This window comes from Kitasatospora purpeofusca, from assembly GCF_036010405.1.
Lineage (GTDB): Bacteria > Actinomycetota > Actinomycetes > Streptomycetales > Streptomycetaceae > Kitasatospora > Kitasatospora purpeofusca.
The window spans coordinates 3234592-3248772 of the sequence record NZ_CP108561.1 but is presented as its reverse complement, the minus strand read 5'-3'; the positions used below and the strand labels follow the sequence as shown (position 1 = coordinate 3248772).

17 protein-coding genes are annotated in these 14181 nt (G+C 68.5%); 7 read left to right on the top strand and 10 right to left on the bottom strand.

What is annotated here, in order from left to right; all coding sequences use genetic code 11:
* Positions 1-47: 47 nt before the first annotated feature.
* Positions 48-980 carry a DUF5655 domain-containing protein gene (locus tag OG715_RS14035; RefSeq protein WP_266269051.1) on the bottom strand — a complete coding sequence of 311 codons (933 nt, stop codon included), beginning with the start codon at positions 978-980 and terminating at the stop codon, positions 48-50.
* A 176-nt stretch (positions 981-1156) separates the two neighbouring features.
* Between OG715_RS14035 and OG715_RS14030 the strand changes: the two genes are divergently transcribed.
* On the top strand, positions 1157-2788 hold the full coding sequence (locus tag OG715_RS14030) for an ATP-dependent nuclease (RefSeq protein WP_266269050.1): 1632 nt from the start codon (positions 1157-1159) through the stop codon (positions 2786-2788).
* Positions 2785-4413: a UvrD-helicase domain-containing protein gene (locus OG715_RS14025; RefSeq protein WP_266269048.1), complete on the top strand. Its 1629-nt coding sequence runs from the start codon at positions 2785-2787 to the stop codon at positions 4411-4413. The genes OG715_RS14030 and OG715_RS14025 overlap by 4 nt, the downstream gene beginning before the upstream one ends.
* A 101-nt stretch (positions 4414-4514) precedes the next feature.
* On the opposite strand, the gene OG715_RS14020 is transcribed toward OG715_RS14025, so the two are convergent.
* The 4 genes from OG715_RS14020 to OG715_RS14005 form a co-directional block, all read right to left on the bottom strand.
* The gene (locus tag OG715_RS14020; protein WP_266269047.1) at positions 4515-5315 is read right to left on the bottom strand and encodes a hypothetical protein; all 801 of its coding nucleotides are present in this window, start codon (positions 5313-5315) and stop codon (positions 4515-4517) included.
* Positions 5316-5470: 155 nt separating this feature from the next.
* Positions 5471-6124, bottom strand: coding sequence for a hypothetical protein (locus OG715_RS14015; protein WP_266269045.1), 654 nt, complete (start codon positions 6122-6124; stop codon positions 5471-5473).
* Positions 6125-6394, bottom strand: coding sequence for a hypothetical protein (locus OG715_RS14010; protein WP_266269044.1), 270 nt, complete (start codon positions 6392-6394; stop codon positions 6125-6127).
* The gene (locus OG715_RS14005) at positions 6391-6657 is read right to left on the bottom strand and encodes a helix-turn-helix domain-containing protein (protein ID WP_327064141.1); all 267 of its coding nucleotides are present in this window, start codon (positions 6655-6657) and stop codon (positions 6391-6393) included. Before OG715_RS14005 ends, OG715_RS14010 begins: the two co-directional genes overlap by 4 nt.
* 131 nt (positions 6658-6788) lie before the next feature.
* On the opposite strand from OG715_RS14005, the gene OG715_RS14000 reads away from it, so the two are divergent.
* Together OG715_RS14000 and OG715_RS13995 are read left to right on the top strand one after the other, a co-directional pair.
* On the top strand, positions 6789-7526 hold the full coding sequence (locus tag OG715_RS14000) for an integrase core domain-containing protein (RefSeq protein WP_266269041.1): 738 nt from the start codon (positions 6789-6791) through the stop codon (positions 7524-7526).
* Positions 7527-7692: 166 nt separating this feature from the next.
* Positions 7693-8463: a transposase gene (locus OG715_RS13995; RefSeq protein WP_266269040.1), complete on the top strand. Its 771-nt coding sequence runs from the start codon at positions 7693-7695 to the stop codon at positions 8461-8463.
* Between the two features lie 57 nt (positions 8464-8520).
* On the opposite strand, the gene OG715_RS13990 is transcribed toward OG715_RS13995, so the two are convergent.
* Positions 8521-9264 (bottom strand): hypothetical protein, encoded by a 744-nt coding sequence (locus OG715_RS13990; RefSeq protein ID WP_266269038.1) that lies wholly within the window; start codon positions 9262-9264, stop codon positions 8521-8523.
* Between the two features lie 809 nt (positions 9265-10073).
* On the opposite strand from OG715_RS13990, the gene OG715_RS13985 reads away from it, so the two are divergent.
* Positions 10074-10355, top strand: coding sequence for a helix-turn-helix domain-containing protein (locus OG715_RS13985; RefSeq protein ID WP_266269037.1), 282 nt, complete (start codon positions 10074-10076; stop codon positions 10353-10355).
* A 169-nt stretch (positions 10356-10524) separates the two neighbouring features.
* Positions 10525-11778: a tyrosine-type recombinase/integrase gene (locus tag OG715_RS13980; RefSeq protein ID WP_266269036.1), complete on the top strand. Its 1254-nt coding sequence runs from the start codon at positions 10525-10527 to the stop codon at positions 11776-11778.
* Between the two features lie 194 nt (positions 11779-11972).
* On the opposite strand, the gene OG715_RS13975 is transcribed toward OG715_RS13980, so the two are convergent.
* Both OG715_RS13975 and OG715_RS13970 read right to left on the bottom strand, forming a co-directional pair.
* Complete coding sequence (locus OG715_RS13975) at positions 11973-12230, bottom strand: hypothetical protein (RefSeq protein WP_030391599.1); 258 nt, start codon at positions 12228-12230, stop codon at positions 11973-11975.
* A 113-nt stretch (positions 12231-12343) separates the two neighbouring features.
* The gene (locus tag OG715_RS13970) at positions 12344-12742 is read right to left on the bottom strand and encodes an ACT domain-containing protein (protein ID WP_266269035.1); all 399 of its coding nucleotides are present in this window, start codon (positions 12740-12742) and stop codon (positions 12344-12346) included.
* Positions 12743-12923: 181 nt separating this feature from the next.
* On the opposite strand from OG715_RS13970, the gene OG715_RS13965 reads away from it, so the two are divergent.
* Entirely contained in the window at positions 12924-13583 is a 660-nt protein-coding gene (locus OG715_RS13965) for a PadR family transcriptional regulator (RefSeq protein WP_266269034.1), read from the top strand.
* 34 nt (positions 13584-13617) lie between these two features.
* On the opposite strand, the gene OG715_RS13960 is transcribed toward OG715_RS13965, so the two are convergent.
* Positions 13618-13773: a hypothetical protein gene (locus OG715_RS13960; protein ID WP_266271859.1), complete on the bottom strand. Its 156-nt coding sequence runs from the start codon at positions 13771-13773 to the stop codon at positions 13618-13620.
* A gap of 71 nt (positions 13774-13844) precedes the next feature.
* Entirely contained in the window at positions 13845-14075 is a 231-nt protein-coding gene (locus OG715_RS13955) for a hypothetical protein (RefSeq protein WP_107452606.1), read from the bottom strand.
* Between the last annotated feature and the right edge of the window lie 106 nt (positions 14076-14181).

Below are 14181 nucleotides of genomic sequence, written 5' to 3'. Positions count from 1 at the left end.
CAGAAGGGCGGCTGGAGCATCATGCTCCAGCCGCCCCCGCGCTTTCGTCAGGCCGCCTCGACCGCCCGCCGGGTCAGCGGCACCGCCTTCTCCAGGTCGGCCGCCGAGGCGATCCGCACCTCCAGGTCACCGGTCCCCAGGTGACCGATCCCGCGCATGTCGCGCGTGAACCCCTCCTCCAGCTCCACCGTGTCCGGGTCCAACCGCAGGTACAGCAGGATTGCGCGGTGCGAAGGCGACGGCCGGAAGATCACGCTCGCCACGTTCTGCAGACGGCGGTACGCGATGTAGTGCCGCAGCGGGACGACCTCCACCTCCCCGGACGCGGTGAGTGCCTCGTCCAGCTCGCCGTACAGATCCCGGAGGCACTCCGGGGCCTCACCGAGAACCGGCAGCTCGGACGCCTCGGCAGCCGGCGGCACCACAGTCGCGTTCGATCTGCGTACGGCCGCCGTGCTGACGGCAGCGGAGACCGGCTCGACCAGCTGAAGGCTCAGCAGCCCGCCGTCGAAGACCCGGTAGCGGACCAGCCCGATCGGCCAGACCCGGCCCAGGTCGCCGACCGCCACCCGGTCGTGGTGCGAGAACCCGGCCGCGATGCACAGCGCCCGCGGAGCACGCCAGTCGACGGACTCCGCCACCTCGGCGCCCAGCTTCTCCCTGACGAGCGCCTCGAACTCGTGACGGCTGCTCTTCAACCAGGTGAGGTAGGAGACCGCCTGTGAGACGACCCCGCTGTCGTTGCCCTTCTTGAACTCGATCACGACCGGCACGCCGTTCTCGTCCAGGCCCAGCGAGTCCACCCGGCCCCGGTGCCACGGACCGGTCGGGTACTCCGACGCCAGGAACCGGATGCCGAGCATCGCCTCCATGCTCGCCTCCACTCGGCGCTGCAACTGCACCTCCAGCGCCACCGTCGAGCTGCGCAGCTCCACGTCCTGGCCGTCCGCCCCGAGCCGGAACACCTTGAGATCGCTCACTCAGCCCCCTTCGCACGATCGTACGGAGAGACGAATCAACGAACGGAACGGGATATTCCCCCTTCGCTGGCGACCTCGTGCGGCCCGCAGATGAGCAGCTCGGACGGCTTCCAGAATGAGGTGGTGATCAAGTGGCCATAGCTGGGAAGATCACCCCTACGGGGCCAACTCGGACGATGAGGTACAAGTTGCGGATTATCAGGATCGCGTGGGAGAACTACCGTCGGCTGCCTGACGGTGAGATCGATGTACGTAACCACATGGTGCTGGTCGGCCCCAACGACTCGGGTAAGTCGAGCATCCTCCGCGCCGTACACATGTGCCTCGGCATGACCCGCGCGCAGCTGATGTCCGCGGTCACCGTTCGGGACCTCACTGATGCGACCAAGCAGCTGAGGTTGGAGGTCGAGCTCTCGGACCTCGAACCGGACGACCTCGCGGCGTTTCCGGACGAGGTGATCGTCGGTGACGCGAACACGATCAAGATCGCGGTCGAGGCGGACCTCAATCTCGTGGACGCCGAAGGCGATGACGCCGAGGAAACCAAGGAGGTCCGTCGATTCTTCATCGATGCCGGACACGGGCGCGGTCCATCGAGGGCTCAGTTCGATGCCATCGGGTGGGCCTACGTTCCTGCCGCTCGCTCGCTGGTGCGAGAGCTGGCCGGCGCCGGCGGGACGATGCAGGAGCTGCTCGGCAGCCTCGATCTAGGCCGCGACGCCGCAGCTATCGAGGAGGCCGCCAAGCAGCTGAGGGAGGCAGTCCAACAGGCCGCAGCAGTAGGCGCGTTCGGTGCTGAGCTCGCAACTACGCTCTCCGATGCACTGCCGAAGCCCGTGAGGGCGGACCAGGTCCACATCTCGACCGCCGGTGATCTGATCGGCTCCCCCCTCGCGGGGATGACGGTCGCGATCCAGGACGGAGATCACCTGGCTCCCCTCGCCGAGCAGTCCGATGGCGTGCGAGCTCTCTCCGTGCTCGCGCTTCTGGGCATGTCTCAGCGGGCGGCCCGAATCGTCGGGGTCGATGAGCCCGAGACGCACCTGCACGCCAGCGCCCAGAGAGCCGTAGCGCGATCCTTCCGAAAGAGCGCCGGGCAACGCCTCGTGGTCTCCCACTCCGCCGCCCTCGTCGGCCAGATGGACCCCCAGGACATCGTGGCATTCGGCGCCGACCGGAGGCCCCGACAGCTTCCAGCCGATGCGTTCCCAGCGGGCGGTGCTCAAGCCGCCAAGTACTGGATTCCCAGCATCATAGATGCCCTGACGGCACGTCGGCTGCTCTTCGTCGAAGGTCCGAGCGACAAGATGATCTGCGAGACCGTCGCGGACCTCATCGGCCTCTCACTCGACCGAGTCGGCGTAGCCGTCATCGCGCTCGGTGGCGGTGCCTCCTTCGGGCCCGCGTACAAGGTACTCGGACCGACGGGCTTCGACGTGCCCATCTATGGGGTCACCGACGAGGACAAGCGGGACGAATGGGCGAAGGTTCTCGGAACGGCTCCGGAGACGTTGGAGGCCCAAGGCATCCTGGTCTGCAGCCCTGACCTTGAAGCCATGTACGGAAAGGCGCTCGGGCGGGACAAGCTGCTCAAGCAGCTCCTCAAGAGCCCGGACTTCTACGAGGCCGCGATCGTCGCGGCGAGCGGCGCCCAAAGCCTGGACGACGTCACGGAGGCAGACCTGGTCGCATTCTGCGGAAAGCGGAGGAAGGTCCAGGCTGCTGCCGCAGTTACGGCGGGACTCACCCTTACCGATGCAGAGCGCATGACCGAGCTGTGCGACCACCTTCGGGCGGTAGCGGAGTGACGGAGACCGATCCGCCCGCTGACCCGCGCCAGAAGCTCCGTGAGCTCGGCCCCGCCGACCTTCTCGTGGTAGCTCCCGCGGGCTGTGGGAAGACCTATGCCCTCGCAGACCGTGCCGCCGGCCTGATCAGGGCGGGCCACATCGCCTCCCCGCGCAAGATCCTCGCGCTCACCTTCTCCAACAAGGCCCGGGACAACCTCAACGCGCGCCTACGGCAGGTAATGTCCGCGCGGGAGAGCGCCTCGGTTGCCGTGAGCAACTTCCACGGACTGGCCGGCCGGATCCTCCGGGCGCACGGCAAGGTCCTCGACCTCGACCCCCAGCAGGCGTTCCCCGAGCGGGTACAAATCAACCGCCACCGCGAGGCGGCAGGGATCAACTACAAGAACAGCCAAGCCGCCGACCTCGCTCTCTCCCAGGCCAAGGTCGGGCTCTGGGACGACGACGAGGTCCTCCGCCGCCTTGCAGCAGCAGGCAACGCCGAGGCACTCCGGTACGAACTGGCGCTGCGCGGAGCAGGGCACATCGACTACAACGACCTCATCCGCCAAGGAGCGCGCCTCCTCGCCGACCCCCGAGTGGCCCAGCTCTACCACGAGCACTTCGCCGTGGTCCTCGTCGACGAGGTCCAAGACCTGAGCCTCCTCCAGTTCGGCATGGTCCAAGCGATCGGGACCGGGCGAACGACCTACGCAGGCGACCCAGCACAGGGCATCTATGCCTTCGCCGGCGCCGAGCCGGACCTCGTATTCGAGGCAATCCACGCCGTCGTCCAGGACACCGTGGAGCTCAACGTGTCCTACCGTTCCAGCCCGGCCGTCCTGGCCGCCGTCAACGTGCTCGCCGACGAACTCGGCACCACCCGCCTTCGCTGCGCGAATCCCGAGAAGTGGGGGGACGACGCCAGCGTCGAGATGGTGATCAGTGACGATCCCGACGACGAGGCCCGTGCACTGGTCCCAGAGATCCGCCAGCAACTGGAGGCCCAGCCGGACCTGACCATCGGGGTAGTCGCTCGCCGAACCACGAGGCTGAACGAGCTGATCACCGCCCTCGACGCCGACGGGATCGCCTTCCAGAACTGGCAGCTGGACACGCACCAGCCGGAGATCGTCGGCCTGCTCCAGCGCCACGTGCGAGAAGCCACCGCGCGGCAGATCGCGCCCGAGGCCCAGCTTCAACGGTTGGCCGAGCTGTGCCAAGCAGACCTGCCGGTCGACGCGGCCGAGGCAAGCGACCACTTGAGCGGTGCAATCGCATCGTTGCGAGAACAGCTCGATGCGGACATGACAGTCGCACAAGCCGTAGCAACCTGCAGTGCCGCGCAGGCCTCCGAAGCGCCGGTCACCCCTGGGCTTCATCTCCTGTCGGGGCACGCCGGCAAGGGCCAGGAGTTCGACGTCGTGTACATCGTCGGCCTGGAGGAGGGACAGATTCCAGACTTCCGCTCGACCACCGACGCTCTGCTGGCCGAGGAGCTCCGGGTGCTGCACGTCATGGCCTCACGGGCCAAGAAGCGCCTTGTCTGCACTCGGGTCGAGAACCGGTGGTGCACAGAGACGTGGTACAAGGCAGAGGGGCCGTCTCGGTGGTGGCACCTCCTGGCGAATGTGGCCACCAACTGACTCGTGCGTGGGCGTCGGCAGCACCATGGCCGACCGTCCGCGTGGGCCTCGGGCGTGACGGCCCTGCCCACAGGCGGGCGACGTGCTGGTTCGTCCAGGCCCTACACCCGGTCGCGCCTGAGAGTCGTCTCGCCGAGCCCGAGGGCCATGCTGCCCATGAGCTGACGAGCGAAGTCCTCCAGGATCGAGGGGTTGGTAGCGAGGAACTCCATGACCCGCTCGGTTCGCTGCTCAGGCGAAAGCTCTTTCAGTTCCTGCTGCCATGCCAGGGTGGCAGCACCGCCATCCTCGACCTCGGCACTCACGATGAGGCTCCAGAGCGCCTGCTGGGCGTCCTCACGAGCGAGCCAAGTCATGAACATCTGCTGGAACTGCTCGCTCGTCACAGTGGCCTTCGGGCCGCTGGGCGCGATGGCAGCATCCTGGGAAAGCGCGTCAGCCTCAACCCCCGGAACAGCAACAGGAGGTGTCGCCGCGACCCCGGCTCGCAAGGTCTTCTTCCGGGCTCTGCGGGCCTGCTGCTTCAGCACCAAGGCTTCGCGCCTGGCAACGAGGACCGGCACGGCCTGGGTGTGCAACCAATGGGCAACGAGAGGTTTCGCGATTTCTACGAGACCATCGATGACCTGGACCGCGATGTTAACCATGGCCTGTTGGCCGGGGGTGAGCTGAGGACGCTGATCCTCCACGTACTCGGTGACGTAGACGATCTCGGGCTTGTCTGTGAAACCTGACTCCTTTTCGGCCTTCAGGCGGATCTCAACGTGCTCCGGCCCCTTGTCACTCGTCTTGGGAGTGAACCCACGACTCCAGCCTTCGCTCTTCCGCGAGTCGGCGAGACGCTCGCCCCTGGGGATGCGAACAACTGCGTCGACCTCTTCGTACTTCTGGTCCTCGGCCATGCGTCCTCGGCAGTGCTCGGGTTGTCCTCGGCGCTCGTTCGACGAGGAAGTCGCGGTAGTAGAAACTTACCCATAACCGTAGCTGCAGCGTCCGACGATTCGGCAGGTTCGGCGAGCATCGCATCAGCCGCCACAGAGCCGCAGGTCCAAGGTTGTCACCAGTCCCCTTGCCGGATCCGCTCGTCGGACACGATCCCGTAGACGTACCGCCCAGAACGTTCGGGGCATCGTGGAATCTCCGACGGCCCCGCGATCGGCCATGCCTCCAGCGCTGACCTGATCTCGTGCCACTGCACGTTGCGCCGGCTCTCGACGATGACCAGGGTGTAGCGGTTGGTTTGGTAGGTGAAGGGCTTGCCGGTCTTCGTGTAGAAGACATCGCCCTGGTGCTCCTCGATCCGAGGCCTTGCCGTCTCCATGTTGGGACCGGCCGGCACCGGCTCGGGCGGAGGTGGCGGCACTGGATGCCCTGCCCACCGGAGCCGTTCCTCCAGCGTTGGCTCCCGGCTGCTCCGATGCCAGGATGCACTCCCTCGCACGGTGGTCGAGGTGACCGCCAGCTTTGTTCCGTCCGGCAGCACCCCACGGCCAGGCTCTCGGTAAGGCTCCGCAATCGTGATGTCACGCCGCTCATAGCCAAGCCTGCTGGCAACTGACTCCAGGGTCCCCATCTGAGTGTTCCCGACGTACGACCACTGGTCCTCGCTCGCATCGTCCGAGAACTCCACGACGCCGACAAGGTAGACCCCGTCCTCGTTCGGGTCGCCGAAGAGCTGCCGCAAGCGGTCGGTTCCAAAGTCGCCCGTCATCTATCCGTCCACCCCTGCATCGCCGCTATCAGATTCTCCGTCGATCAACGCGATCACAGTCTCCTTGGCTTGCGGCTGAGTGTCACGCGTCAGACTTTGTGCCAGGGATCGTTTCTTGCGGGTCCTGCTGTTTGAAGGAGTTTGATCGATCATGGCGAGGCCACCGGCGCTGCCGCCGGGGGAGAAGGTCCGGCGACGCCAGGCCCGCTCGGGCACGCCGATGAGCCAGCAGAACCTCGCGGTCGGCATGCCCGCCTCGGTGCGGATCACCTTGAGGTCCTCGAAGGGCCCAGCCGGCCCGCCGCGGACTTCTTCCACACCCGCAGCTCGACCGCGGCCTCACCCAGCGCCTGGGTCAAGTCGGCTACCTGGGCCTCGAATTGCTGTTCCCGGGTGCTGGGGCCAGACTTGCCCGCAAGGCCGGCCCGGCCGGACTCCAGGAACTGGCGCCTCCTGTTCCCGATCGACTGCTCGGACACCTTCGCCCGCCGCACGGCCTCGACAACGGTCATCTCACCGGCCAGGATCGACACGCCAGGCCCGCGCCCGCCAGGGCGCGCAGGCCGCAGGACCGTGGCTGTGTCCGGCGCGCGAGGGTGTCCGGGAGAACGCCCCCCCGTACGCGCTCGTGCACCCGGCCTGGGGCCGCCGCAAGGTGTGGGCGATGTGCCCCCATGACGGCCAATGCGTCTCCCAGGCGACCGTGCTGCGGCTGCTGCGGGACGAGGGCCTGCTGTTGGAGGCGAACTACCAGCGGGAACGGCGCCGGCTCGCCGCCCGCCGCAAGGCTGCCTTCGCGACCGAGCCGACCGGCCCGAACCAGGTCTGGCAGCTCGACTTCTCCGAGTTCGAGACCACCTCGGGCGGGACCTGGCGGCTCGCGGGCTGCCGTGACTACTGGTCGAAGTACGAGCTGGGCCGGCACGTGTCGCCCACCGGGAACCAGTACGACGCCGTCGCCGCGATCGAACTCGCCATCAAGGAAGCGGAGCTGCTGGCCGGAAAGCCACTGGCCGAGCTGGCCCCGCGCGACGCGGACGGGACTGTGAAGCCGCTGGTCACGATCGTAACGGACAACGGCGGACCGTTCCGCTTGTTCCGGTTCGAGGCGTTCATCGCTACCCGGCCGGAGCTGCGGCACGTGCGCACCCGGGTCCGCACGCCCGGGCAGAACGGCTCACGCGAGCGCGGCTTCGGCTCGCTGAAGTACGAGAAGCTGTTCCTGGAGGAGATGCCCGACATCCTCGACCTGGTCCGCCACGCCGAGGATTACCGGATCGAGTACAACACCGTCCGCCCCCACGAGGCCCTTGCCTGGAACCGGCCCCACGACGTCCAGACCGGCGCCGCCGACCCGCTCGCCCCTAACTTTCCCCAACCCGAAAACCTGCCAGTTACTTGACGCAGGACACCCGACCGCGGCAGGAGACGGGACAGCACCTCCCACTCCACATCCGAAAGCTCATGCCGACGCACCACAACCCACATGATCCCACGCCAGCTTGAACCCTTTGAAGACAGAACCTAAAGGTTGTTCCGGAAGGTCGGTGGCTGGGCATTTCTCCGGTATGGGTGGGGTGCTTCGGGCTGAGCCGGTGTGGGTGGAGACGTTCACGGGGCTGCGGATGCGGCAGTTCGAGGGTCTGGTGCGGGTGGTGCGCGAGCGCGGCGGCAACGGGCCGGGCGGCGGCAGGCCGTGGTGCCTGCCGCTGACGGACCGGGTCCTGCTGGTCGCCGTGTACTACCGGACGAACCTCACGATGCGCCAGCTCGCGCCGCTGTTCGGGATCTCGACGGCCACGGTCTGGCGCATCGTCCGGCGCCTGGGCCCGCTCCTGGCCCTGGAGGCCGCTGCCCGCCCGACCCCGGGCGTGGAGCGGCTGTGGATCGTCGACGGCACCCTGATCCCGGTGCGCGACCGGAGCGTCGCCGCGTCGAGCCGCAACTACCGGTTCTCGGCGAACGTGCAGGTCGTCGTCGACGCCGACACCCGCCTGGTGGTCGCCACCGCCCGCCCCGTGCCGGGCAACAAGGCCGACGCCCACGCCTGGCGGGCCTCCGACCTGCCCGCCACGTGTGCCGACGCCACCGTCCTGGCCGACGGCGCCTACATCAACACCGGCCTGGTCGTCCCCCACCGCAAACGCGCCGGCCGTCCCCTCCTGCGGGCCCAGGAGGAGGACAACGCCGAACACCGACGCGTGCGCGCCCGCGTCGAACACACCTTCGCCCGCATGAAGAACTACAAGATCCTCCGCGACTGCCGACAGAAGGGCGACGGCCTGCACCACGCGGTGCAGGCCGTCGCCCACATGCACAACCTCGCCCGAACCGCATGAAACCAGCAGGCCAGACCACACACCGACCCGCCCACACCCAGACTTCTGCAACAACCTTTAGGACCGCTCCTCGATGGGGCTCGGGCCCATGGCCTCGGCCGCCGGCCGGTCCGCCTCCGGGCACCTGTGGGCTCGGGTCAGCGGCACGAAGCCCGAGGGCAGGTCAAAGCCGGGGACGAACAGCACGGTCGTTGCCAGGATCCCGGCGCGCCCGAGGTGGAACTCCATGAAGACCGCCGACAGGACGTCCTGCTGCTCCTTGACCTCCCGGCACTCGTCGGTGAGTAGTTCGGCGGCCCAGGCCCAGCGGCGCGCCTCACTGGGCAGGCAAGCCTGCAAGGCGTCGAGCGCGCGCAGCCGGTCGTCCAGCAGAGCGACGTGCTGAGCGACCACTGCGGCGACTCCGTCGTCTCCGGCCAGCAGGTGCTCAAGCTTGAGAGCTTCGACGTCCGGCAGAGTGGAGCTGAGGCGCTCGCGGGTGTCGGCGTACACGGCGACCGGGTGGCGGTACTCGGCGGGCACGTCGCCGAACTCGCTCCACCGAGCCCAGCTGCCGGGGAAGAGGTCGGCGTGCCAGCCCCCGGCCGAGGGCTGCAGGCGCAGCTCGAAGTCGCCGTGGCCGAGGGTGTGGATGTCCGCGCCGACCCGGCACCAGCGGCCCTCGGAGACGAACGCCTCGGCCAGGTGTTCGGCCATTGTCAGGTCCGGATCGGTGTAGGACTCCGCGAGTTCCCGGCTGGCGGTCACGATCGGGCGATCGTCGAAGACCAACCCGTAGGACAGGATCGGGATGAGGGTCATACGGAAGGTGTCGGCAGCGCGGGCCGCCGCCTTGAGGATGCCCCCGCGCACGGTCCGCCGCCAGCGCCCTGTGACACCCTCGCGCTGCGGCGCACCTGCCGGACTGCGTCAACGCCGCACCGTAGGCTCGGGATCCTCCCAGAGTAGGCAACGGTCTTCGGCGGTTGTGGAGTACCGAAAGCCCCGATCTTGGCCCAGACTGGTGCGTCTGGTGTGGCCATGTGCGGCCGGACGCCTCTGGACGAGGTAACACCAGGTGGACGAAGCTGAACAGCCGCACGTGCCCTGATCAGGCAAAATGGCACTACGGAGCACTAGGCAAGACCAGCCGTCACGATCGCTGATGGTCTCGTAATGCGTCGGTCTCGGGTTTCGAATCCTGAAGGCTGTCGGCGACGGCTGAATTTGAGCCACCGCCGACACTCGCTGCTGGCGCCGGTGCGAGAGGGCGATCGGCTGACACCTCTCGAGCTACTCACGCTCGCAGGTAGCCCGGCTCCCGCCGAGTCATATGTACCCCCCAGATCGGCTACTTGCTGATCTGGGCCGTTGCTATTCCTCGGCCTTGAACCGGCGATCCGCGGAAGGGCCGCATTGCAGCTCCCGCGGTCGAAGTCCGTGGCATGCCTTGAGCTCGAACTGCCCCTGCGCCCTGGGGCGGCGACTCCTATCACTGGATGACGGCCCAGCCAAACCGGCGATCGTCCGGATCCTGGTCGTCCGCCGGCAGGGCTTTGCAGATACGGCCCACAGGTCGGCGGGTGACCAGCCCCCGCCGTTGTGGCGGCGCCCTCGCCAGGAGATTCGTGATGCGCAATCAGGCCCAGCCCGCCGTCGAGACAGCGTTCCTGAACGTGCAGAATGCGGCGGCGTACCTCGGCATCTCGGTGAACACCCTCTACATCTGGCGTCATCGGAGGCAGGGTCCGCCCAGCTTCCGTATGGGCCCGGGGGGTCGGGTCATGTATCGCCGAGATCTGCTCGACGCATGGCTGCTGGAGCAGCAAGAGGCCGATTCGCGCTCGAATCCGGTTCTCAACCCGCTGAACAAGCAGTCGGAGGCGCGCTCTCGGCGCCGAGCAGTTCGATGATGACGGGCTCCGAGGGGCCAGCCGGGAAACGCGCGGGCCCGTAGGGACAAGTGCTTGAAGAGGTCGTCTGCATGCGGAATTTCTTGCACGCGGAAGTCGTCTGTGTGGTGCGCGCGCGACACGGAGGTGCGCCGGGCACGTGAGTGAAGCGGAACAGAGGAGGTCTCGAGTGGCGGGGTACATAGAAGACAGGTGGCTGAAGAAGCGGCCTAACAAGGAGACGGGCAAGCGTGAGCGAACGGACCTGTGGGGGAAGTGCACCCGCTACCGGGTGAAGGGCATACCGGGTGTCCGCGACCGCTCGTTCGACACCGCTGCAGACGCCAAAAGCTGGCTGGCCGACACTCAAACGGACGTCAAGCGAGGCGATTTCGTCGACACGCGACACGGTCAGATCACTATGCGCGACTACGTCGAAAAGCACTGGTGGCCGTCCCAGGTGCACCCAGCGCAGACGCTGGAGAGCATGCGCTACCGGATCTGGGGTCAGATCATCCCCCAACTCGGCGAAACCGCCCTGCGGGACATCGGAGTTCCGGAGCTCCGGAAGTGGTCCGCTGACGTCCAGCGCGAGGTTGGCCAAGGCACGGCGTATCTCGCATGGGTGTACCTGAAGGCGATCATGCAGGCCGCAGTGGAGGACAAGCGCCTGTTCCGCAACCCCTGCAAGGGGAACAGCACGATCAAGCCGCCGAAGAGGCCCGAGCGGAAGGCGCGCTCATGGTCACGAGACCGCGTAGGCGCTGTACGCGAGGGGCTGCCCGAGCGATACCGAGTCGCGCTCGATCTGGGCCTCGGTTGCGGGCTCCGGCAAGGGGAGGCGTTCGCATTCAGTCCGGGTGACGTGCAGGGGGACTCCGTCCATGTCGAGCGCCAGATCTTGCGCTACAAGTCGCAGCTGTACTTCGGCCCGCCGAAGGGCCGCAAGGAGCGTGACGTCCCCCTGACTGCCGGTCTGGCGAAGAAGCTGCTGTCGCACCAGGAGAGGTTCGCGCCGGTAGAGGTCACGCTGCCCTGGCTCGACCCGGAGGAGCCGGACCTGCCGCGAGAGGAACGCCGCACGATCACGGTGCCGCTGCTCGTCAGCACGACACGCCGTGGCGCCATCAACCGGACCACCTGGAACACGAAGACCTGGAAGCCGGCACTCGCCGCAGCCGGAGTGATCCCGCCGCTGCCCGAGCCGAAGAAGGGCGAGAAGGCGACCCGGGTCTGGGAGCCGAGCCGGGAGCACGGGTTTCATGTCCTGCGCCACAGCTATGCCTCGGTGATGCTCGAAGCGGGTGAGTCGATCGTCTCCCTTGCCGCCTGGCTGGGGCACTCGGACCCGGCGTTCACCCTTCGGACCTACACTCACTTCATGCCGGAGGCTGGCGCCCGCGGCCTCGCTGCCATCGAGACGTGGTTCGCGGATCTCGGCTAAAAGTCCCTGAGAAGTCCCTAGCGGGGTCTCAGCCGCCTCCTGATCATGCAAAGCCGCAGGTCAGGGCATGATCAGCGCCAAAGATGATGTTTACCCGGCGTACAGGCCGACTCTTCCGCCCCTGACGTCCGCGAAGGCCCCCCGACCTGCGAAACAGCAGGTCGGGGGGCCTTCGGTGGTTCCGGGGCCGGGGGTCAGCCCGGGTGGGTGCCGACGGCGTCGCGGATCTGGTCGCCGAGGCCGCCGTTGACGCGGGCGCAGTGGGCGCAGCAGAAGAACATCCCGGCGACCTCGACGCCGTGGCCGACGATCCTGACGCTGCACTGCTCGCAGCGCGGGGCGAGCTTCTCCATGGCGCACTCGAAGCTGTCGAAGGTGTAGACGTCGCCGGTGACGGTCTTGATCTCGAAGGCGAGCCAGTAGTCGTTGCCGCAGGTGACGCAGGTGGCCATGGCGGCGCACTTCCTTCCGGGCGGGTGGGGCGGACGGCGGGGCCGGGCGGCTGCCCGGCCCTTCCCAGTGTCCGAGCGCCCTCGGCGGGCGGCCACCCGGTGGAGCCACCCGGTCAGGTCGAGCGGGTGGAGAGCTTCTCCAGGGCGCCGAGGACGCGTTCGGCGTCGTCGGCGGCGACGAAGAGGTGGTCGTGGTGGTGGCCGGCGACCACGTTGCAGCTGAGCCCCTCCTCGGCGAGCCGGGTCGCGACGGCGGCGGTCAGGCCGACGGCCTCCAGGGCGGAGTGGATCCGCAGGGTGATCCAGGCGGCCACGTACTCGTAGCCCAGGCCCAGCGCGTCCGCCTCCTCCTGGGCCACCACCACGGTCACCCCCTCGGGTTCGGCGACGGTGACGACCGGCCGCAGTCCGGCGGGCACCTTGGTGGGGAGCGTGCAGTAGACGTACCGCCCCGGGTTGAGCACGGGGCGCAGGTCGCGCAGCAGCGTTGCGAGGTCTCGTTCTCCGGCCATGGACGCACCGTAGCGGCCGAGGGGGCGGCAGTGTCGGAAGGTGTATCGCTGGCCGTTGACGGCCGACAGTCAGCGATATATCGTCGAGTTATCGAGACAGTAACTCGACTGTCCCGAACGATCGTCTGACGATCGTCGCGACGGGGCCGCGTCCGAGCGGCCCGAACTGGAGGTGGGTGCCATGCGCCCAGGACGATTCCGCGGAGAAGGCGGTCCCGGCGGTTGCCGCCCGGGGCCGGAGTTCGCCGGCACGCCCGGTGAGAGGTACGAGGGCCGGGGGGCGTTCGGTCCCTTCGGGCCGCCCTTCGGCGGCGGTGGGCCGGGCGGACGCCCGGGTCCGCCGTGGGCCCGGGGCGGGTTCGGCGGGCCGCCGCCGTGGGTGCGCGGTCGGCGCGGCGGGCGGGCCAGGCGCGGGGACGTGCGTGCCTCGCTGCTGGCGCTGCTCAAGGAGCGGCCGATGCACGGCTACGAGATGATCGCCGAGATCGCCGAGCGCTCGGGCGGGGCCTGGCGGCCCAGTCCCGGTTCGGTCTACCCCACCCTCCAGCTGCTGGAGGAGGAGGGCCTGGTCACGGCGGAGGAGGTCGGCGGCAAGCGGCTGGTCCAGCTCACCGAGGCGGGCCGGACCGAGGCCGAGGCCGGACCGGACGAGCCGTGGGCCGAGGCCGGTCAGGAGGTCGACTGGGCCGCGGTCCAGGAGGTCGGCCAGGCGCTGGGCGCGGTGGAGCAGGCCGTCCGCCAGGTCATGGCGACGGGCACCGAGGCGCAGCGCGCCAAGGGCCTGGAGGTGCTCAACGAGGCCCGGAAGAAGCTGTACCTGATCCTGGCCGAGGACGCCTGACCGGTCCCGGTAGAGGTGCGGGCGGTGCGGCTGCTCAGCTGCGGACGGCGAACAGCGCCACGCACGCGAGCAGCAGCACCGTCCAGCCGAACCAGAGCCAGCCGTTGGAGCCGAGCACCGCGCTGTAGACGCTGACCGCCACCAGCAGGCCGGCCGTGACCCCGGCCACCTGCCGGTTGTGCAGTGACACCGACCGGGAGCGGTTCCTCGGGTGCCGTTCGGTTCTCGCCATCGCCGTCCTCCCGCGAGGGGAGGCGGTCGTCACCCGGAAGCGCGGGCGGTGGCCGCCTCGTCGTACTCGTAGCGCCAGAACCAGCGGGTGCCCCGCTGCTGCTTGGCCCGGACGTACACCAGTGTGCGCGCCGGAGTGTCCCCGTGCGAAGGGACCGGCACGGTGTACTTCTTGGGCACCCCGTACATCGGGCCCAGCGGGATGGGGAGGATCCGGCCGTCCAGGGGGCCGCCGACGAATTCGGTGTCCGCGCTCTTCACCCCACCAGGGTCTCACCCCGGCGGGGGTCCGCGGAGGGCCGGGCGCGGGGCCGGGCGGACGGGGCGGACCCGGTCGCCGAGGGCGCCCCGGCGGAGGCGGTGTGAG

Bases quoted from the DNA above. Each gene is read 5' to 3' on its own strand.
- OG715_RS14030 (WP_266269050.1), top strand. From the start codon at position 1,157: ATGAGGTACAAGTTGCGGATTATCAGGATCGCGTGGGAGAACTACCGT.
- OG715_RS14000 (WP_266269041.1), top strand. From the start codon at position 6,789: ATGTGCCCCCATGACGGCCAATGCGTCTCCCAGGCGACCGTGCTGCGG.
- OG715_RS13995 (WP_266269040.1), top strand. From the start codon at position 7,693: ATGGGTGGGGTGCTTCGGGCTGAGCCGGTGTGGGTGGAGACGTTCACG.
- OG715_RS13985 (WP_266269037.1), top strand. From the start codon at position 10,074: ATGCGCAATCAGGCCCAGCCCGCCGTCGAGACAGCGTTCCTGAACGTG.
- OG715_RS13970 (WP_266269035.1), bottom strand. From the start codon at position 12,742: ATGGCCGGAGAACGAGACCTCGCAACGCTGCTGCGCGACCTGCGCCCC.
- OG715_RS14015 (WP_266269045.1), bottom strand. From the start codon at position 6,124: ATGACGGGCGACTTTGGAACCGACCGCTTGCGGCAGCTCTTCGGCGAC.
- OG715_RS13975 (WP_030391599.1), bottom strand. From the start codon at position 12,230: ATGGCCACCTGCGTCACCTGCGGCAACGACTACTGGCTCGCCTTCGAG.
- OG715_RS14020 (WP_266269047.1), bottom strand. From the start codon at position 5,315: ATGGCCGAGGACCAGAAGTACGAAGAGGTCGACGCAGTTGTTCGCATC.
- OG715_RS13990 (WP_266269038.1), bottom strand. From the start codon at position 9,264: ATGACCCTCATCCCGATCCTGTCCTACGGGTTGGTCTTCGACGATCGC.
- OG715_RS13965 (WP_266269034.1), top strand. From the start codon at position 12,924: ATGCGCCCAGGACGATTCCGCGGAGAAGGCGGTCCCGGCGGTTGCCGC.